The organism is Ilumatobacter fluminis, assembly GCF_004364865.1.
Taxonomy (GTDB): domain Bacteria; phylum Actinomycetota; class Acidimicrobiia; order Acidimicrobiales; family Ilumatobacteraceae; genus Ilumatobacter; species Ilumatobacter fluminis.
On sequence record NZ_SOAU01000001.1, the window covers coordinates 3,907,003 to 3,926,441 of the forward strand.

Annotated in this window: 16 protein-coding genes; 10 read left to right on the forward strand and 6 right to left on the reverse strand. The window is 68.9% G+C overall.

Annotated elements, in window-relative coordinates; all coding sequences use genetic code 11:
• Positions 1–4 precede the first annotated feature (4 nt).
• The 3 genes from BDK89_RS17745 to BDK89_RS17755 are packed head-to-tail and all read left to right on the forward strand — an operon-like array spanning position 5 to position 3,070.
• The gene (locus BDK89_RS17745) at positions 5–1,204 is read left to right on the forward strand and encodes a class I SAM-dependent methyltransferase (RefSeq protein ID WP_133870219.1); all 1,200 of its coding nucleotides are present in this window, start codon (positions 5–7) and stop codon (positions 1,202–1,204) included.
• Positions 1,205–1,208: 4 nt separating this feature from the next.
• Entirely contained in the window at positions 1,209–2,162 is a 954-nt protein-coding gene (locus BDK89_RS17750; protein WP_133870220.1) for a formylglycine-generating enzyme family protein, read from the forward strand.
• On the forward strand, positions 2,159–3,070 hold the full coding sequence (locus BDK89_RS17755; protein WP_133870221.1) for a haloacid dehalogenase-like hydrolase: 912 nt from the start codon (positions 2,159–2,161) through the stop codon (positions 3,068–3,070). The genes BDK89_RS17750 and BDK89_RS17755 overlap by 4 nt, the downstream gene beginning before the upstream one ends.
• A gap of 195 nt (positions 3,071–3,265) precedes the next feature.
• Here the strand turns inward: BDK89_RS17755 and BDK89_RS17760 are convergent, their stop codons facing one another.
• The 3 genes from BDK89_RS17760 to BDK89_RS17770 all read right to left on the reverse strand — a co-directional run bounded on the left by BDK89_RS17760 (position 3,266) and on the right by BDK89_RS17770 (position 6,586).
• Complete coding sequence (locus BDK89_RS17760; RefSeq protein ID WP_133870222.1) at positions 3,266–3,604, reverse strand: SHOCT domain-containing protein; 339 nt, start codon at positions 3,602–3,604, stop codon at positions 3,266–3,268.
• Positions 3,605–3,636: 32 nt separating this feature from the next.
• Entirely contained in the window at positions 3,637–4,086 is a 450-nt protein-coding gene (locus BDK89_RS17765) for a DUF6325 family protein (protein WP_133870223.1), read from the reverse strand.
• A gap of 88 nt (positions 4,087–4,174) precedes the next feature.
• Entirely contained in the window at positions 4,175–6,586 is a 2,412-nt protein-coding gene (locus BDK89_RS17770; RefSeq protein ID WP_166657665.1) for a lysylphosphatidylglycerol synthase transmembrane domain-containing protein, read from the reverse strand.
• A gap of 115 nt (positions 6,587–6,701) precedes the next feature.
• Here BDK89_RS17770 and BDK89_RS17775 point away from each other — a divergent pair, with 115 nt between their 5' ends.
• From BDK89_RS17775 to BDK89_RS17800, 6 genes are read left to right on the forward strand one after another with little or no spacing between them, the layout of a single operon-like run.
• Positions 6,702–7,193, forward strand: coding sequence for a DUF1269 domain-containing protein (locus BDK89_RS17775; protein WP_133870225.1), 492 nt, complete (start codon positions 6,702–6,704; stop codon positions 7,191–7,193).
• Positions 7,190–9,364: an adenylate/guanylate cyclase domain-containing protein gene (locus tag BDK89_RS17780; protein WP_133870226.1), complete on the forward strand. Its 2,175-nt coding sequence runs from the start codon at positions 7,190–7,192 to the stop codon at positions 9,362–9,364. Before BDK89_RS17775 ends, BDK89_RS17780 begins: the two co-directional genes overlap by 4 nt.
• Positions 9,361–10,920: a mechanosensitive ion channel family protein gene (locus tag BDK89_RS17785; RefSeq protein WP_133870227.1), complete on the forward strand. Its 1,560-nt coding sequence runs from the start codon at positions 9,361–9,363 to the stop codon at positions 10,918–10,920. Before BDK89_RS17780 ends, BDK89_RS17785 begins: the two co-directional genes overlap by 4 nt.
• A complete protein-coding gene (locus tag BDK89_RS17790) occupies positions 10,917–13,001 on the forward strand; it encodes an adenylate/guanylate cyclase domain-containing protein (protein WP_133870228.1) in 2,085 nt (694 codons plus the stop codon). Before BDK89_RS17785 ends, BDK89_RS17790 begins: the two co-directional genes overlap by 4 nt.
• Before the next feature lies 1 nt (position 13,002).
• Positions 13,003–14,949, forward strand: a complete 1,947-nt coding sequence (locus tag BDK89_RS17795; protein ID WP_166657666.1) for a Vps62-related protein — start codon at positions 13,003–13,005, stop codon at positions 14,947–14,949.
• Positions 14,946–15,488: a universal stress protein gene (locus BDK89_RS17800; protein WP_133870230.1), complete on the forward strand. Its 543-nt coding sequence runs from the start codon at positions 14,946–14,948 to the stop codon at positions 15,486–15,488. The genes BDK89_RS17795 and BDK89_RS17800 overlap by 4 nt, the downstream gene beginning before the upstream one ends.
• Positions 15,489–15,516: 28 nt before the next feature.
• Here BDK89_RS17800 and BDK89_RS17805 read toward each other — a convergent pair whose 3' ends face one another.
• Positions 15,517–16,098 carry a TIGR03618 family F420-dependent PPOX class oxidoreductase gene (locus tag BDK89_RS17805; protein ID WP_133870231.1) on the reverse strand — a complete coding sequence of 194 codons (582 nt, stop codon included), beginning with the start codon at positions 16,096–16,098 and terminating at the stop codon, positions 15,517–15,519.
• Positions 16,099–16,137: 39 nt separating this feature from the next.
• Here BDK89_RS17805 and BDK89_RS17810 point away from each other — a divergent pair, with 39 nt between their 5' ends.
• Entirely contained in the window at positions 16,138–16,770 is a 633-nt protein-coding gene (locus BDK89_RS17810; RefSeq protein ID WP_133870232.1) for a TetR/AcrR family transcriptional regulator, read from the forward strand.
• Between the two features lie 26 nt (positions 16,771–16,796).
• On the opposite strand, the gene BDK89_RS17815 is transcribed toward BDK89_RS17810, so the two are convergent.
• Together BDK89_RS17815 and BDK89_RS17820 are read right to left on the reverse strand one after the other, a co-directional pair.
• Positions 16,797–18,287, reverse strand: a complete 1,491-nt coding sequence (locus tag BDK89_RS17815; protein WP_133870233.1) for a cryptochrome/photolyase family protein — start codon at positions 18,285–18,287, stop codon at positions 16,797–16,799.
• A 17-nt stretch (positions 18,288–18,304) separates the two neighbouring features.
• Positions 18,305–19,423, reverse strand: a complete 1,119-nt coding sequence (locus tag BDK89_RS17820) for a hypothetical protein (protein WP_133870234.1) — start codon at positions 19,421–19,423, stop codon at positions 18,305–18,307.
• Between the last annotated feature and the right edge of the window lie 16 nt (positions 19,424–19,439).

Genomic DNA, 19,439 nt, shown 5'->3' on the forward strand with positions numbered 1-19,439 from the left:
CGCGATGACCGACCCGATCGTCGCGTTCTACGACCGGCACCCGTATCCGCCGCCCGTCGACGACCTCGATGCGATCGCGTCGAGGTCGTCGACCGGCCCGGACCGGGTCGCCCACCACCTGATCTGGCCGGATCGGGCGCCCGACTCGACCGGGTCGATCCTCGTCGCCGGCTGCGGTACCGCCCAGGCGGCGCGGCACGCACTCCGCAACCCCGACGCCGAGGTGGTCGGCATCGACGTCAGCGCGACGGCGATCGAACACACCCGCCGACTGATCGACCGGCACCACATCACGAACCTCCGGATCGAACAGCTCGCGATCGAAGACGTCGACCGATTGGGCCGACGGTTCGATCACATCGTCTGTACCGGGGTCCTCCACCATCTCGACGATCCGGCGGTCGGCCTCGCCGCACTCCGCTCGGTGCTCGCGCCGCACGGCGCGATCACGCTCATGGTGTACGCGCCCTACGGGCGCACCGGCATCTACCTCCTGCAGGAGTACTGCCGCCGACTGGGCCTCTCGACCGACCCGGCCGACATCACCGAGCTGGTGGCGACGCTCGGCGAACTCCCCGACGGTCATCCCCTCTCGCGCCTGTTGCGGACGTCACCCGACTTCCAGCACGACGACGCCCTCGCCGACGCACTCCTCAACCCACGCGACCGCGCCTACGCCGTACCGGAACTGCTGGCGCTGATCGAGGGCGCCGACCTCCGGTTCGGGCGCTGGGAGCGACAGGCGCCGTACCTGCCCGACTGCGGCTCGATCAGCGAGACCCCGCACGCCGCCCGCATCGCTGCGCTGCCGACGCACGAGCAGTATGCGGCGGTCGAACTCTTCCGCGGGACGATCGAACGCCACACCGTGATCGCGTTCGCCGCCGACGGCCACGCCTCCGGTCATGTTCCGTTCGATCGGGCCGATCGGCTCGTCCCGATCCCCATCCCGACGGTGATCGCGGTCGACGACCCGACCCGGCTGCCGCCCGGTGCTGCCGCTGCACTCCTCAACCGGGCACACACCTTCACCGACCTCGTCATGTTCGTCGATGACGACGAACTGGCCCGGTTCCGAGCGATCGACGGCGTCCGCACCATCGGCGAACTGGGGAACGGCGCCCGAGCACTCGTCGAGCGGCTGTGGCGACACGATCTCGTCGTCGTCGATGCGACCGCGACGACCCCCGCCGCGGCAGGCTGACCACATGAGCGATCGCGGACACGAGGTGGTGACACTCGACGGCGGCGAGTTCGTCATGGGGTCCGACGACCACTACCCCGAGGAAGCACCGACCCATCGGGTTCGCGTCTCGGGGTTCGGCGTCGACCGATTCGAGGTGACCAACCGGCAGTACCGAGCCTTCGTCGCCGCGACCGGCTATGTCACCGTCGCCGAGCGGCCGCTCGATCCGGCCGACTACCCGGGAGCGCCGCCCGAGAACCTGGTGCCCGGGTCACTCGTCTTCACCCCCACGCCCGGGCCGGTCGACCTCCGACACCTGAGCCAGTGGTGGACGTGGGTGCCCGGAGCATCGTGGCAGCACCCGTACGGGCCGACGTCGTCGATCGACGAGCTGCTCGATCATCCGGTGGTACACGTCGCCCACGACGACGCCGCCGCGTACGCCGAGTGGGCCGGCGCCCGGCTGCCGACCGAAGCCGAGTGGGAGTTCGCCGCCCGCGGCGGGCTCGAGCGTGCCGCGTTCACGTGGGGCGACGAGTCGCGGCCCGGTGGCAGCCTGATGGCCAACACGTGGGACGGTCTCGACTTCCCGTGGCGATCGACCGGCGAGTCGGGCTATCTGCGCACGGCGCCGGTCGGGTCGTTCCCGGCGAACGGATTCGGGCTCCACGACATGGCGGGCAACGTGTGGGAGTGGACCGACGACTGGTGGACGAGCGCGCACCCCGACGACGCCGACAAACCCTGCTGCGTTCCGACCGACCCGCGCGGCGGTGACGTCGAGGCCAGCTTCGACCCGGCCCAGCCACAATTCCGCGTGCCGCGCAAGGTGATCAAGGGCGGGTCGCACCTCTGCGCCGATTCGTACTGCCTGCGCTACCGGCCGGCGGCGCGACGCCCCCAGATGATCGACACCGGCATGAGCCACGTCGGCTTCCGCTGCGCCTGGGACACCGACAAGGAGACATCCACATGACCGACCGACTTCCCTCGTGGCGGCCCGGCCCGACACGCGATGCGATCATCGAGTTCCTCGATGCGATCGACGACGTCCCGATCGACGAACGCGTCGCCTACATCGACAACGACGGAACGCTCTGGTGCGAGAAGCCGACGTACGTGCAACTCGACTTCTTCGTCGATGCGCTGCAACGACGGGTGGCCGACGATGCACGCCTCGCCGAACGCCCCGAGTTCGACGCCGTGCTCAGTGGCGACCGCGCCAAGCTCGCCGAGGTCGGCCTCCCGAAGGTGGCGACCGCAGTGGCCTCGCTCTTCGACGGTCGAACTCCGGACGAGTTCGCAGCGGCGGTCGACGAGTTCATCGGTCGCTATCGACATCGCACCACCGGCGCACCCATCGGCGGCGTCGTGTACCAACCGATGCTCGAACTGATCGACGAGTTGCGCGCCCACGACGTCGCCGTGGGCGTCGTGACGGGCGGTGGCACCGAGTTCGTGCGCCGGGTGAGCCACGGTCTCTACGGGGTCGAGCCGGGCATGGTCGTCGGCACGATGATCGGCTACCAGTTCGGGCGAGACGACGACGGACGGCCCGAGCTCCGCCGGACGATGTCGATGATGAGCGCACCGAACGAGGGCGGCGCGAAGATCGCCCACATCCAGGCCAACATCGGCCAGCGGCCCCTGATCGCGATCGGCAACTCGGGCGGCGACCGCGAGATGCTCGAGTGGGCGCAGGCGCACCCGCGGGGCGGGCTCGCCGTGTTGATCGACCACGACGACGCGGAGCGCGAGTTCGCCTATGCGAGCGAGGCCGCGACGTTCACCGATCCCGAACCGATCGTCGACGTCGGCCGCCGCCTCGGCTGGACGATCGTCAGCATGGCGACCGACTGGTCGACCGTCTTCGCCACCGCCTGAGACCAGCCGCGGGTCAGGTGCCAAAGGTGACGACTCGCCCCCAGGGCGAGGCGTTACCGGCGGTCACCTGACCCCGGGTCCTGTGGGTCGACCAAGCGGCTTGCTCCCTCGGGTTCGCGCACCGATCCCGGGTCAGGTGATCGACGGTAACGGCTCGTTCCTCGCCGTCACCTCCGACACCCGACCCGGGAGCCTTCAGGCGAGGAGTTTGGCTTTGGCGGCGGCGAACTCGTCGTCGGTGAGGAGTCCGGCGTTCTTCATGTCGCCCAGCTGCTGGAGCTCGGCCATGAGGTCGCTGCCACCGGCGGCCGGGGCCGGCGGTGGCGGCGGCGGCGGCGCAGCGGCGGCAGCGGCCTGCTGCGCCTGCAGCTCGGCCAACTGTGCCTGCTGGGCCTGCTGCTCGTAGGCGGCCTGCTGCTTGTTGGCCTGGCGGCGGTTCATCGCGCCGACCGTGGCGTTGGCGGTTCCGGCGACAACGGCCGTGCGGGCCATCGTGCCGACCAGTCCGGGTCGTCCGATACGTCGTCGTGGCATGGTGCTTCGTCTCCTGTGTGTCGATCGGTCGGTCAGGCGTCGGTCTCGACGTCGTCGAGGGCGGCCAGCTCGTCGAGCAGTTCGTCGACGACCATGCCGGGCACGCGGAAGTTGGCGGCGAGGACACCGCCGGAGCCGACGATGGCGTCGCGCAGCGGCCTCGACCAGGTGTGTTCGAACACGAGCACCGCAGCCGAACTGTCGGGCTCGAGCCCTTCGGCGAGTTCGGCGACGTCCTCGTCGGAGATCAGCGACTCGACCTGATCGAGCAGTCCGGCGAGACGGGCGACGCTCTCGTCGGCACCGACTTCTTCGAGCTCGAAGAACTCGACATCGGAATCGCCGTCCTTGCGGAGGAACAGGCCGTCGACGAGCGAGATCGTCCCGGCCTCGACCAACCGCTCGAGTTCGGGCAGGATCTCGCCGTTGAACTGGTTCCCGGGGAATCCGACCACCAACACTTCGATGGGTCCGAGTGACATCTCGACCTCCGTCACATCACCGTTGCGCGGCCGCCGTTCGGCCGCGTCCGCGGCGAGCATAGAGCACGCCGCACGGCTGAGCGACTCGCTACAGGTAGCCGCGTTGCTCGAGCCGTTTCATGGTGAAGAAGCCGGCGATCGGCGGGAGGTAGGTCGTGAACAAGCGGTGCGTCAGGGCGACGGCGAGCGCCACCGTGTCGGGCACGCCGAACGCCGTCAGTCCGACCACGAAGCTGGCCTCGGCCACGCCGATGCCACCCGGCACCGGGAAGACACCGGCGAACCACGAGACCGCGGTGTTGACGAAGACCACGGTGGCGAACGACAACGGCTCGCCGTAGGCATAGAGGATCGCCGCGAGGGTCATCGCGAACAGCAGCTTCTTGGCCACCAGACCGCCGAGCAGCTTCGCGGCCCGATCGGGTTCGGAGACGGCACCCTTCAACTCGTGCACCGTCTCGATGATCGGCGGCAGGACGCGGCTGCGGAACTTCGGGACCGCCAGCACCACGACGACGGCGATGACCGCAGCGACCGCCAGGATGATGACGATCGTGATGAAACCGGTGAAGTCGGTGTCGTCGGGAAGGTCGATGTCGGCGCCCACCACCCGCGCCGACACCAGGAGCAACACGAGGTCGATCAGCCAACCGAACACGGTCGTGAACGGCCCCTGTCCGACGGCGACGCGGGTCGGGACACCGAGCTTCTGCAGGTATCGGATCGTCATCGCGATGCGCCCGGCGTCGGACGGGACGGCGAGTCCGATGTACGACACGGCGTATTGGAACTGCATCGTGGGGCCGAACGGGAGCGGGTGGGAGACGACTCCCATCATCGAGATCGTCTCGGCGATGTTGGTGCTCTGGCTGATGATGAAGGCGAGCAGCAGCCAGCCGAGCGACGCCGACTGCAACTCGTCGATGAACGTGTCGAGGTCGATGCTGGCGATCCAGCTGATCAGCGCGTTGGCGGCCACGAACGCCAGCGCGATCATCAAGATATCGACCCACCGGACCCGTCGGAGCTTCGCCAGTTCGGGGGTCTCGACCCCGAGTGCTTCGACCAACCCGGTACGCAGATCGTCGACGTCGAGGTCGGCTCGCCGGACCTCGCCGCTGAGCTCACGAGACAGCGCCGCACTCTGCAACGTCGATACCGACTCTTCGAGGTCGTGCCGCATCGGTGAGGCAGCGGCCGCTGCGATCGCCCGCTCGGGCCCGACCAGCAGGGCCGTCGTCGTCAGCGTCTCGACGAGGTCGAGCCGCCGCTTGGGGGGCGACGGCGTCATCGATCCGCGTGCGAGGTCGAGGAAGCCGATGGTCCCGTCGGGTCCGACGGTGATCCGACTCGGATCGAGGTGCCCGTGCACCATCCCGTGCCGGTGCAACCCCTCGATGGCCTCCCACACGCTCCCGATGAGCGCGTCGTCGAGTTCGTCGTCCGTGAGGTCGTCGAGCGAGCGACCTTCGTCGCGGCGCGTGACGAGCATGACATCGCCGGTCGACGTGCTCCCGACGGCGACGACGTCAGGCACCACGATCCCGGAACGATGGGCGAGCAACAGGAGCAGTGCCTCGTGTTCGGCGAGCTCCTGTCGGGACACGCCGAGCGACCAGGCAGCATCCCGGTACCACATGGCTCGCCAGAGGCGGTTCGCGAACGCGCTGTCGGCGGCATCACGACCGTAGATCCGGACGGCGATCGGACCCTCCCGGTCGCGTCCCGTCACCTCCAGCCAGCCGTTCGGCTGTTCGGGGAGGTAGGCCAGATCGACCGCTGCGACGTTCAAGTCGTGCAGGGCAGCGGTCACGCGGTCGAGTGTCGGCAGCCCGATCGACGTTCCGAAGACGAATCGGACCAGGGCGGCCGCACCGATGCCGACGCCGAGTCCGCCGATGACGGTCGTCAAGGTCCCGTAGCCGAGCATCAGCGCCCCGACGACGCTCGTGCCGATGACCCAACGGTCGAGGCGGCGGAGCGGCGCCGTGAGCGACGGGCGAACGGTCAGCAGCACGGCGACCACCATCGCGACCCGCACGATGGGGAACGGCGGTGTCGCGTCGGCCCAGATCTCGGGCACCAGGTCGGGCCACTCCGACGACACCCATTGGCCGAGCACCACCACGGTGAGCAGCGTCACGATGATCGCCGTGAAGACATCGCGAACGAGCGCCCAGCGCGAACGGAACGCGACGACCGCGACGAGAGCGAGGACGGCGATCCCGCAGAGGCTGAACCCCACGACGGCGATCGATCGCATCCAGGCCGGTGCGTCGTCGAAGATGTCGGCGATCCAGGTCTCGAGCTCGCTGTCGCCGCCGCTGGCCCAGCCGGCGAGCGCCACGACGATGGCGCTGACGACGACCATGACGGCGTCGGCAGGGCGACGGACGCGGGTCTCGTCGCGGTCGGAGGCGAAGATCTGGGAGACCTCGGCCGGGGGTCGGTCGAACATCGCCCCGACGTCGAGTCCTGCTGGCTCCGAGTTCACGTTCACGTCATCCCCGTCTCGTCGGCGTCGCGACGGCGCCCACTGTAGACGTGGCTCACCGTCCGTGGTGGGAGTTGCACTACAGTCACGGCCGACCGCGGAAGGCCTGGAAGGACCTGGTATGGCCACACTCACCGTGTGGAAATTCGACCACCCCGACACCGCCGCGACCCTCCGCGTCCGCGTGCTCGACCTCGAACGCGATGGCGGCATCGACGTCCACGACGCGGTCGTGGTGTCATGGCCCGACGGTGCGAGCAAACCGCGGACCGACCAGATGGACACCGGCTCGGGCTGGGCCACCGCCGGCGGTGCCTTCTGGGGCCTCCTGATCGGTGCGATCTTCTTCCTCCCGCTGTTCGGCCTCGCGTTCGGCGCCGGCATGGGCGCCTTGAGCGGATCGCTACGCGACTTCGGGATCGACGACGGCTTCATCGAGACCGTTCGTGACCGTGTCACGCCCGGCACGTCGGCGCTGTTCCTGCTCACGAGCGATGCCGACCTCGACCGTGTCCACGGCCTGCTCGCCGGGGTGGCAGCCGAACTCGTGGCCACCAATCTCTCCGAAGCCGAGGACCACCTCCTCGCCGACCTGTTCCGGGACGACGCGTGACCCGCCCTCGCATCATCGGCAACACCTCACTGGCGACCCGTCTGGCGATGGTCGCCTTGATCGTGACGTTGGTGTCGCTGGCGATCACCGCGGCCGTCGGACTCGCCCGCGGCAGCGAACTGGCCGACGAGATCGCCGACGATCGCTTCGTGTCGGTCGCATCGTCGCGTGGGGACGCACTCGAGGCGGCGGCGACGTCGTACGAACGCTCGCTGGTCGCGTTGGCGTCGAGCCCCGCTGCAGCCGACGCCATCGTCGCCCTCGGCGAGGCGTACCTCGAACTGAACGGCCAGCCCGTCGACCCGACGGCCACCAACGACGTCACCGAGTACTACCTCTCCGACGTCGTGCCGGCGCTGGAAGACGTGCGCGACTCTCGGGTCGGTGCAGCCTTCCTCGTCCCCGACGGCGACGCCGCCGTGTACCTCCAGAACGCCTACTCGATCCCTCGCGCCCCGGGCGACGACACCGGGGGCACCGACGACGACGGCGACGAACCGGTGGTCACGATCGAACCCGACCTGGTGACCGATGCCGGCGACGGCTCGACGTACTCCGAGATCCACCCGACCGTGCATCAGGTGTACGGGCAGATCGCGGCACAGTCCGGGTTCGACGACCTGTTCCTGATCGACGCCCGCGCCGACACCATCGTCTACTCGGTGCGCAAGCGGATCGACTTCGGGACCAGCCTCGACCTCGGTCCTCACAGCGGGTCGGCACTCGCCCGACTGCTCGACACGTTCGCCGACGCCGACCGCCCGGTGGGCCGGTTCAGCGATTTCTCCGCCTACGTCCCGGCCCTCGAGGAACCGACCACGTTCGTCGCGAGCCCGGTGTTCGACGGATCGACCCTGGTCGGGTACATCGCTGCGTCACTCACCGTCGAGCCGTTCGACTCGATCCTCTCCGGCGACGGCGCCTGGGACGGGTTCGGGGATTCCGGCGATGCGTACCTGGTCGGCACCGACGCCACGATGCGCAGCACCACACGCGCCTTCGCCGAATCACCGTCGACGTACCTCGCGATCACGTCCGAGCCGGGCCCGTCGCAGCTCACCGACACACAGCGGCGGCGAATGTCGGCGACCGGGACGACGTCGCTGGTGCAACCGGTCGACCGCCAGCTCGTCCTCGCCGCAACCGAGTCGGGCGGCATCACCGATGTCGTCGATCACCTCGGGCGCGACGTCCGCCTGGTCTATCGGCCCATCGACATACCCGGTCCGACGTGGATGGTCTTCGCACAGGTCGACAGCGACGAACTCGACCGCCCGATCGAGGACTACGCACGCATCATGTTGTTCGCCGTCGCGCTCTTCATCGTCGTCGTCACCTTCGTCGCCGTCCGCTGGTCGACCCGCCTGATGGCACCCATCCGATCGATCGCCGAGCGGCTCCGCCGGGTGAGAGCGGCGTCGGAAACGGGCGAACGACTCGAGATGAGCGACCTCGACGATGCCGAGGACGGCCCGACGGAGTACCGCAAGTTGTCCGACAATGTCGACCAGATGCTGCGTCGACTCGGCGAGCGCCGGGCCGACATCGAGGCCCACGCCAAGGAGCGCACCTCGCTGCTCCAGCAGTTCCTGCCGGCGTCGGTCGCGCGTCGTAGCGAGGAGAGCGGCGGCGAGGTACTCGATCACGTGCAACACGCCAGCGTCGTCGTCGTCCACGTCGACGGGCTCGGCGACCTCGTCGGCGATGCACCCGAAGACGAGGTTCGCAACCTGCTCGGCGACCTGGTCGACGAAGTCGACGCGCTCGCCGCACAGCACGGTCTCGAGCGCATCAAGTTGATCGGGTCGACCTACTACGCCGTGTGCGGGGTCAGCCGCCCCTACCTCGACCACGCACCGCGGGCCGTCGACTTCGCGCTCGACGCACGGGCGTTGGTCGCCGAGCTCACCCGAGACGATCTCCACACCTCGGTCGGCGTGAGCGCCGGCCCGGTGTCGGTCGGTCTCGCCGCCCGATCTGCACTCGTCTACGACGTCTGGGGCGACACGGTGACCGAGGCCGAGGGACTCGCCCGCTCGGCGTCGTCCGACACCGTCGTCGTCAGCGATGCGGTGCGATCCCAACTGCCGTCGTCGTTCGTCACGACCGGCGATGCCGGTGGTGCCGTCGCCGTCACGGCGCGGGTCGCCCAGTCGGAGGTGTCGTCGTGAGCGACATCTTCCGCGACCCGGACGCCGGGTACGCCGCCGTCCTCGTGATCCTGCTGCCGGTCGTGATCATCGGGATCGGCGAGCTCGAGGAACGTCTCCGTCAACGAGACTCGCCGCTGCGAGGACCCGTCGGGATCGTTCGCACCTGGGTGTTGCCGCTCTTCGCCGTGTGGGCGTTGATGAGCGTGTTGTTCCCGGCCGGCGATGCCGACGTGGTGATCAGCCTCGTTGCCACCGCACTGGTCGCTGCTGGTGGCGCCGCCGCGCTCGCAGCGCTGGCGATCGTGATCGAGCGCATCCGGACGCGGCCTCGCGAGGGTCGACGCTCGGTCCCGCGGCTCCTGCTGGCATTCCCGCGCATCATCGTCATCCTCACGATCCTGTGGCTCATCATCGCCGGGGTCTGGAACGTCGACCTCTCCGCCGCCCTGACAGCGTTGGGTGTCACGTCACTCGTCGTGTCCTTCGCGCTGCAGGACACGCTCGGCGGTATCGCCTCCGGGTTCACGCTGCTCGCCGACCAGCCGTTCCAGCCGGGCGATTGGATCGAGGCCGACGGTGTCGAGGGTCAGGTCATCGACACCAACTGGCGGAGCACGCGCATCCAGACCCGCGACGGCGACCTGGTCGTCGTGCCGAACGGCAAGCTGGCCGGGGCGACGATCACCAACTTCGACGAACCGGCCCGGCTCCACCGGGTGGTCGTCCCGGTGCAGGTTGCCTACGTCAACTCGCCGACCGACGCCAAGGAGATGTTGCTCGCCGCGGCACGCTCGACGCCGGGCGTGCTCGCCGAACCCCCACCCAACGCCGTCGTCGTCCAGATCGACGATCCGCTGATGGGGTACGAGGTGCATCTCTGGATCGACGACTACTCGATCAGGCCGCGCGTGTCGAGCGACTTCGGGTCGCTCGTCTGGTACCACTCGCACCGACGTGGCGTCCCCCTCCCCAGCCCGGCGCAAGACCTGTACCTCTGGGACGGTGAACGGACCGCGGCCGACGAGCGGCGCGATCACGCGTCGATCCTCCGCGGGCTCCGGGCCTCGACGCTCTTCGAGCAACTGTCCGACGACGAGCTCGACCAGCTCGCGGCCGGCGTCGAGGCGGCGCGGTTCGCGCGCGGCGAGACGGTGCTCGGCCCCGACGACGACGGCTTGGTGCTGCTCGAGCACGGCGCAGCGCAGCTGGAGCTCCACCTCGACACACAGAACAGCGTCTCGGTCCTCGACCTGTCCGACGGCGACGTCGTCAGCCCGATCGGCCGCTCCGAAACCCGCGGGCACGAGTTGGTCATGAAGGCGATCGACGACTGTGACGTCCTCGTCATCCCGTCGAGCTCGGCCGGCGGTGTGATCTCGCGGTCGCCGGCACTCAACGGTGCGCTCGATCAGCTCACGACCGGTCGGCGTCGCCGGGTCCAGCGAGTCCTGCGTCGGGTCGACCAGCAACGCGCCGCCGAACAGGTGGAGGCACTCGGACTCAGTGCGACGCCGGACGATCCCGAGTCGGCTGACGAACCGGGCTCCGACGACGAACAGGAGGCGACGTCGTGAGCCGAGGCCGTTCGCTCCGTGCCCGCCTGACCCGACGGCTCGTCGGACTCGGTCTGGTCTCGGTGATCCTGCTCGCCGCCGTCAACCTCGTCGTCGTCTACGGACTCCTCGAACGCGGCGCGACCGATCAGCTCGACACCCTCCGAAACCTCCGGGCCGACACCGTCGAGCAGACGATCGACAGTGCGCTCAACCGCGTCGCCGTCATGGGCACCGATCCCGGCGTCGGTTTCGCGCTCGCCGACCTGTCCGAGGGGTACGCCGCGCTCGACGGCACCGAGGTCGACGACGCTCAGCTCGACGAGGTCGTGGCGACCTATGCCGAGGTCACCGACCGGTACGACGCCGTCGACGCCGTCAGGCCACCGACCGACGAGCTGGTCCCGACCGACGACGCCGGCCGCTACGTCCAGTACCAGTACCTGGCGCGGAACGGGGCCGAGCCGCGCTCCGACCTCGACGACGCCGGCGACGGTTCGGCGTACAGCGCCGCCCACGCCGAACACCACCCGTTCCTGCGCGATCTCGCGACGAGCATCGGTGCCCAGGACATCCTGCTCGTCGACCTCCAGACCGCCGACGTCGTGTACTCGGTGTCGAAACGGATCGATCTCGGCACCGACGTCGTCGACGGCCCGTACGCCGACGGCGGGCTCGGCGATGTCGTCGACAAGCTCACCGGCACGGCGGTCGACTCCGCAGCGATCGCCGACACCAACTTCTACCTCCCCGACGCCTCGGAGCCCGTCGTCCACATCGCGACCTCGGTCCGCTCGAACGCCGAGGTGCTCGGCGTGGTCGTCGTCGTGCTGCACACCGACCGCCTCACGGAGATCGTGACCAGCGGCCAGCAATGGGACCTGCTCGGCCTCGGCGACACCGGCGACGCCTATCTCGTCGGTGCCGACCGCACGATCCGGACCGTGCCGCGCCCGTGGTTCGAGGATCCCGACGCCTACCTCGACCGGTTCCTCGACATCGGTGGCGACGAACGAGCGGCCGAGCTCATGGCCTTCACCGGGTCGCCGGTGCTGTTGCAGCCGGTCGACAACGCCGCGATCGACGCTGCGCTCGAGGGCGAGTCGTTCTCGGGGAGCACCACGAACTTCCTCGATCGTGCGACCCTCACGTCTGCCTCACCGGTCGACGTCGCCGACCTGGGATGGATCGTCGTGACCGAACAAGAGGTCAGCGAGACACGCGACGAACTGATGCGTTTCGTCGTGGCGATCCTGATCGTCCTGGCCGTGTTGCTGACGTCCCTCGCCGTCATCGGTATGCTCCTGGCCCGCGTGCTCGCCCGTCCCGTCCGGCCCCTCGTCGAGGCGGCCGGCAGGATCGCCGACGGCGACTATCAGACCGGGGTGCCCGACCTCGGCCGCAACGAGCTGGGCGACGTCGGTCGCCAACTCGAGCTCGTCGCCGCTCGGCTCCGTGAACAGGAAGCGTCGATCGAGGCGGAGGAAGAGCGCATCAACGAGATGCTGGCGAGCGTGTTGCCGCCGTCGCTCGTCGATCGCGTGCGGAGCGGCGAGCGTGAACTCGCCGAGGTGGTCGACACCGCCACGGTCGTGTCGATCGCGATCCGCGGTATCCCGGCTCCGTCGGGCGCCGACCAAGACGCCGTCGTCGAACTCACCACCCGGCTTGCCGACGAGGCCGCCGCGCTCGCCCGGCACCACGGGGTCGAACGCGCCCAGGCCGCACTCGAACACCAGACCTACGTCACGGGCCGCGGCACCCCGTCGGTCGATGCGGCACGGGCGATCGCGTTCGCACGCGACGCCGCCGCCCAGCTCCCCCACGTCGGCACCGACCTCGGTATCGGGATCTCCATCGGCGTCGGGCTGTCGGCCGGCCTCGTCGCGACGGGCGTCCTCGGCAGCAATCAGGTGACGTTCGGGGTCTGGGGAACACCGGTCGGCAGTGCGATCGAGTTGAGCGACCGCGCCGAACCGGGCGAGATCCGTCTCGACAACACGGTCTTCGACGAACTCGACGACGACATCACGACACCGGTCGACGACGCAGATGCCGAATGGATTCTCACCGACGGCGACGGACCGACGGGCGGGCGCTGAGATGAGACGACGGAGTTGGCGCGCGGCGCTGGCGGCGACGATCGCGTCGATCGCCGTGCTGGGTGTCGGCGCCCCGGCCGCAGCCGGAACGCCGGAGCCGGCGGACGACGCTGCGCAGCAGCTCGCCGACCGGTTCGCCCCGGTCATCATGCTCAAGGAGCAAGAAGAAGAGTGCGACCCCGCCGGCGAGCCGTATGCGCCGGCCTCGGTCGACATCGTGCTCGACAATCCCGAGATCGCCCTCCGCCAGGTCGGTGGCGGCAATCCGACGGTGATGCGCGGTCCGAGTGCCGGCGACCTGCTCGGACTCGGCGAGGGCTTCTTCCTCGACTTCCCCGGCAGTTCGCTCGAACCCGGTTGCATCTACCAGCGCGACTTCGACAAGTACACCGACGACTACCCGCCAACCGTGTACGCCCACGTGGTGCAGCAGCCCGACGTGCCCGACCGGGTCTTCGTCCAGTACTGGATCTACTGGTACTACAACGACTGGAACAACAAGCACGAGAGCGACTGGGAGGGCATCACCGTCGTCTTCGACGCGACGAGCGTCGAAGACGCGTTGGCGTCCGAGCCGATCGCCGTCGGCTACTCCCAGCACGAGGGCGGCGAACGCGCCGACTGGGACGACGACAAGCTGAGCCGCGAGGGCGACCGACCGGTCGTGTACTCGTCGGCCGGCTCGCACGCCAGCTACTTCCAGGATGCGATCTATCTCGGACGCGGCGCGAGCGAGGGCTTCGGCTGTGACGACACGACGGGCCCCTCCGAGCGGGTCGATCCCACCGTCGTGGTCCTCCCCGACTCAGTCGACGACCCCTCCGATCCGCTCGCCTGGGTGTCGTACGAGGGCCGATGGGGCGAACGCCAGAGCGGTGCGTTCAACGGCCCGACCGGGCCGTCGGTCAAGGATCGCTGGCTCGAGCCCGCCCCGTGGTTCGACGACCTCCGGCCCTCATCGGTCGTCATCCCGGCCGGCAACACCAGCGCCAACGAGATCATCGACGTCTTCTGTGGTGTCGTCGAGTGGGGGTCGGGCCAGCTGATCGCGTTCACCGTGTCGCCCCTGCGTCTGATCCTGAGTGCGGTCGTCGTGTTCTTCGTGGCGAAGTTCCTGCTCGGCCGCACCGACTGGAGCCGGGTCCCCACCTCCCCGATCGTCCGCCGGCGCCGTGCCGGCCAGATCCTGCGGACGGCGCTCGGCATCTACGGCGAGGCGCCGCTGATCTTCATCATGTTCGGCCTCGTGTACATCCCCGCCGCGTTCGTGACCGGCATCCTGGCCGCTCTGATCCAGCTGGTGCCGGGCGTCTCGGCGCTGTTGTCGCTGGCGCAGGGTGCAACGGGGACGAGCCTCGTCATGGCTGCGTTCGTCGGCAGCATCGCCAACGTCGCCGCATTCGTCGTCATCAACGCGATCGTCGCCGAGTACCTGGACGGACCCGAGCGCGGCCTCGAATCTGCAATCGAGGCGATCCGATCGACATGGCAGCGACGGCGCTCCCTGTTCGGGGCGTTCGGCCGATCGTTCGCCATCGTGTTCGTGCTCTTGGCGTCGTTCGTCGGCATCCCGTGGGGCATCCGGCAGCTGGTGCGCTACCAGTTCGTCGGCCAAGCCGTGGCATACGACGACCTCGACGCTGCTGCCGCACTCGACCGAAGCAGCTCGCTCGTCCGCGGACGGTGGCTGCACACGGCGCTCGTGATCGCGTTGCTCAACGGCGCGGTGGCACTGATGTCGCTCGTCGTCGGGCTGCTGATCCTCCTGGTGGCGACCGGCCTGCCGCTCTGGGTCTTCGCCGCCGTGGCGTCGCTCGTGTCGGCACTCACGGTGCCGATCGCCGGGATCGCGATGACGCTCCTCTACGGCGACGCGATCGCCGAGCACGAGTCGGGCGACACTGTCGACGTTTCGGACGACGTCGATGCGGGCACCGTCCCTGCATGACATCGAGCACCCGCCCCTCTCAGCGACAGATCGATCCTGCCGCCGCCGACGCCTTGCGCGGCGCCACGAAGCTCGCCGTCGCCACCGACACCGATGACGAAACGCTCGCCGCGACCCGCACGGTCGCTGCGTCGCTGGCCGCCGAGTACGACGTGTCGGTCGTGCTGTACGACCGCTCGGAGGAGACCTGGATGGATCATCCCCATCCCTCCGGCGTCTGCGATCGCGCCGATCTGGCCGACCGTGACCGGCAGCACCTGGCCGACCAGATGACCGAGTTCGACGAGGCCGGCGTCGAGGTGACGGCGTGGATCGCCACCGTGCCGTCGATCACCGAGATCGTCGACGTCGTGCTCCAGGCCGGAGCCGACGTGATCCTGCTCCCGGACAAGACCGACCACCCGAAGCTGCTCGACCGTCTGAAGGCCGACTCGCCATCCGATGTCGTCGAGCGCATCATCAGCCAGAACCTCGACGCACCGGTGCCGGTACTCGTCGACGACGGTTCGACGATCCGGGTCGAGACCACCGACGTCTGAACGCTCGTCGGCCGGTCCGCCGTCTCGGTCAGAGCCAGCGTCGCGGCACCGGCAAGCGGTTGCGCACGCGAACGAACGCGAGCGTGACCGGGTCGACGGCATTCGTGTTGTCGAAGCCCTTGACCTCGTCGGGGTGCAGCGTCACCCGGACCATGCCGGCGTCCTTGCGGACGTCCTCGTACATCGAGCGGTACTTCGCGGCTGCGACCTTGCCGAAGTAGCGCTCCGCGAGGCTCATCGACGGGGCCGTGTCGTCACCGAGGTCGTCGATCGTCACCGTGCCGTCGACGATGACGGCGCGGTAGGGCGGGCGCTCGTCCTGCACCGTCACCGTCACCCGCGGGTCACGCACGAGAGCACGGTGCTTGGCCGAGTTCGCCTCCATCGTGAAGTGCACGACGCCCTCGTCGTAGCCGTACCACAGGGGAGCCTGATTGGTCCGGCCGTCCTTGCGGACGTACGCCAGGTTGGCGATCCGGGGTGCTCGCAGGAAGCGGTCGAGATCGTCGGGCTCGAACGGCGGTTGGCCGCCGAGCCCGCGGAACGGGAGCGATGTGATCGGTATCGGTGATCCGGCTGTTCGGGAGGGGTCGTTTACGGTGTAAGCCACGGTTCGGCACCATACGGGTTACGGCGTAAGCTGTCAACCATGAGCGACACGCCCGAGCCCCGCGAACGGCGTCGCGTGGTCGGCCTGACCGTCGACGGCATCACGGCCGCCGCCGTCGCACTGGTCGACGAGCACGGCCTCGACGCCCTGTCGATGCGAAAGCTCGGCACGGCCCTCGGCTGCGAGGCGATGTCGATCTACAAGCACGTCCCCGACAAGGAGAGCCTGCTCGACCTGATGGTGGGCGCCTGCTACGACGAGACGTCGCCGGCCGAACCGACAGCGCCGTGGGACGAGCGCATCCGGCACACGGCCGGCGAACTCCGGCGTGTCGCGCTCGACCACCCGCACCTGCTGCCCCGGATGGTCACGCGCCCGCCGACGACTCCAGCGGTCCTGAATCGGATCGACGGCCTGTTGGCGGCCGCTCGAGAGGCCGGCGCCACCGACGACGAGGCGGTCCGGTGGTTCTGGCTGTTCGTCAACCTGACCTCCGGGGCGCTGCTGGCGGAGACGACCGCGCTGGTGCAGGAGCCGTCGTCGTTGATCGACGGCGAGGCGCTCCACGACTGCCCGGTGCTGACCGAGCTCGGCGCCTCGCTCGCGGCCTGCGACTTCGGTGCTGAGTACCGCGTGTCGGTCGAGGTGCTGATCGAGCGCCTGCGACGCTGACGACCAGAACCAGCCGGCCGACGCTGCTACAGGTCGCCGGCGTCGAGACGCGACCGCACCTCGACGGCGCGTTCTCGGACCGCGTCGAGATTCGACAACCGCTCCGACGCGCGCACCTGCCGCGCCACACGTGGATTCTTCACCAGACGGTCGTGGTGCCGGGCCAGGAAGTCCCAGTAGAGCGTGGTGAACGGGCAGGCGTCGTCCCCCACGCGCTGCTTGCGGTCGAACCGACAGTCGCCGCAGTAGTCACTCATCGTGTCGATGTAGTTGCCGCCCGCCGCGTACGGCTTGGTGGCCATCATGCCGCCGTCGGCCCACTGGCTCATGCCGATCACGTTCGGCAACATGACCCACTCGGCGCCGTCGACGAAACCCGACCACATCCAGTCGGTGAGCGCCCACGGGTCGACGCCATGGAGGAGCGACAGGTTGCCGAGCACCATCAGCCGCTGGATGTGATGGTTGTATGCACGATCGTTCACCCCGTCGAGACAGGCGCGCACGCACCGCATCTCGGTGTCGGCCCCCGTGAACACCGGCGGCAACGGCCGGTCGGCGCCCAGCTCGTTGCGGGATCGGTACTCGGTGCCCCACAACCAGTAGACGCCCCACACGTACTCGCGCCAGCCGATCACCTGACGGATGAAGCCCTCGGCCGAGTTGATCGGAACGTCACCGCGGTCGTACGCCTCCTGCACGGCGTCGCACACCTCGCCCGGGAGCAGCAACCCGATGTTCATGTACGGCGACAGCACCGAGTGGGCGAGGTGCCACGACCGGGTGGTCATCGCATCCTCGTGCGGGCCGAAGCCGGGGAGCACCTCGTCGACGAAGTGCCGCAGGCGCGACAACGCACGCCGACGGCTCGTCGCCCACGTGCCGTCGGGCTCGGCACCCCAGCACGAGTCGGGGAGATCGTCGAGCACCCCACGATCGATGTCGTCGAGCGCGGAGGTCTGTGGGTCGGTCCACGTGAACGACTCGTCCTTGGGCGGCGGCTCACGATTCTCGTCGTCGAAGCTCCACCGGCCCCCGACCGGCTCGCCGTCGGCGTCGATCAGGTAGCCGAGTCGACGACGCTGCCACCGGTAGAAGTCGTCCATCTTGAACGACTTCCGACCGGAGGCCCACTCGGCGAACTCGTCGTAGTGGCACAGGAACTGGTTGGACCGCACGATCTCGACGTCGAGCGACTCGAGCAACGCCAGCCCGGCGATGCTCGCCGGTTCGGTCGCGAGCACCCGCTCGGGACCGAACTCGTCGACGTGTTCGCGGAAGCCGTCTCGCAGCGAATCGCTCCGGCGATGATCGACCTCGAAGCCCGCCGATCGCAGTTCGTCGGCGAACCGCCGCATCGACGCGACCACCAGATGGGCGCGCTGGCGGTGCCAGCGCTTCGACGCGAGCTTGGCGGTGCTCTCGACGAGCAGCACACGATGGGTCTCCGGGTCGGCGTCCCGCAGCGCTCCGATGTCGCGGTTCAGTTGGTCGCCGAGCACCCACACCGTCTGCACGGGCGACCTGTCCTCACTCACGCGTCGCGAGCGGCGCCGATCGGCGGGTAGGTCGCCGACCGCAGTGGGCGGTACCGGTCGTACAGCGTGATGATCAACGTCAGCAGCAGCAGGAAGAAGATCGCGGCGCCCTCGTCGACCGAGTTCCGACGGAAGAACAACCAGTACGTCGCCATGATGACGGCGTTGACGGCAGCCATCGCGAGGAACTGCTGCATCGTCGTCTCCCAGGTCCTGCCTCGACGAGCGAGCCAGGCGCTGACGACCGCGTTCGCCACCACCACCGTCGAGACGGACACGATCGTCTGCCGCACCGTGGGGTCGGTATTCGGGATCACCTGGGCGAAGATGACGGTGATGAGACCGGCGAGCATCGCCTTCTCGACCAGGTCCCACTCGAGCAGCCGCACCGTTGCAGGGGTGGCGTCGAGGCGGGTGCTCTGGCGGTGCCGGTCGACGTCGACCGACGCCGACCAGTCGGGCGCGGGCGCGGCTGCGAGCGTCTTGCGGACCACGAGCACGACCACGACCACGACCACGGCCATCAGCGCCACGAACCACAGGTTCTCACCGATCGCCGTTCCCCACGAGGTGTCGACCTCGACGCCGAACACGTCTTCTTTCATGAAGTCGGTGAAGTCGAGCTGGGCGATGTGGATCCACCACTCCTGGGGCAACTTGACGAAGATCCAGATGAATGCGGCGAGGCCGATCACCTGGCGGTGCGACAGTCGGTCGGGATTCCAGGCGAGGCGGACGACCTCGTAGCAGATGAAGAAGTACTCGAAGGTGTTCGGGAACACGAGAAGCAGGGCCCGCACCTGTGTCAGCTCGAACGCCACGACGCCGACGAGGCGGTAGTACCAGAGGAACTGGGCGACGCGAGCGGCGAACGGGTCGGCCCAGTTGCGGAACGTCGACAGGTAGGCAATCGCCAGGTAATAGACGTCGAGTGCTTTGTCGTAGCCCTGGTAGCCGGCCAGTTCGAGGTCGGTGTAGTTCTGGAAGATCGTCTGATCGGCGGCGTCGATCACCAGCGCCGCCAGGATCGCCGGGAGCGGGTACCGGAAGATCAGCAGCGGGATGCCGAGCCGTGCCAGCACGACGATGACGAAGATCAACTGGTCCGATGACATGGTCACCCCACGCTAA

Excerpts from the sequence above, each read along its gene's own strand:
- BDK89_RS17795 (WP_166657666.1), top strand. The coding sequence starts at position 13,003 with ATGAGACGACGGAGTTGGCGCGCGGCGCTGGCGGCGACGATCGCGTCG.
- BDK89_RS17760 (WP_133870222.1), bottom strand. The coding sequence starts at position 3,604 with ATGCCACGACGACGTATCGGACGACCCGGACTGGTCGGCACGATGGCC.
- BDK89_RS17750 (WP_133870220.1), top strand. The coding sequence starts at position 1,209 with ATGAGCGATCGCGGACACGAGGTGGTGACACTCGACGGCGGCGAGTTC.
- BDK89_RS17765 (WP_133870223.1), bottom strand. The coding sequence starts at position 4,086 with ATGTCACTCGGACCCATCGAAGTGTTGGTGGTCGGATTCCCCGGGAAC.
- BDK89_RS17810 (WP_133870232.1), top strand. The coding sequence starts at position 16,138 with ATGAGCGACACGCCCGAGCCCCGCGAACGGCGTCGCGTGGTCGGCCTG.
- BDK89_RS17775 (WP_133870225.1), top strand. The coding sequence starts at position 6,702 with ATGGCCACACTCACCGTGTGGAAATTCGACCACCCCGACACCGCCGCG.
- BDK89_RS17755 (WP_133870221.1), top strand. The coding sequence starts at position 2,159 with ATGACCGACCGACTTCCCTCGTGGCGGCCCGGCCCGACACGCGATGCG.
- BDK89_RS17820 (WP_133870234.1), bottom strand. The coding sequence starts at position 19,423 with ATGTCATCGGACCAGTTGATCTTCGTCATCGTCGTGCTGGCACGGCTC.
- BDK89_RS17800 (WP_133870230.1), top strand. The coding sequence starts at position 14,946 with ATGACATCGAGCACCCGCCCCTCTCAGCGACAGATCGATCCTGCCGCC.
- BDK89_RS17745 (WP_133870219.1), top strand. The coding sequence starts at position 5 with ATGACCGACCCGATCGTCGCGTTCTACGACCGGCACCCGTATCCGCCG.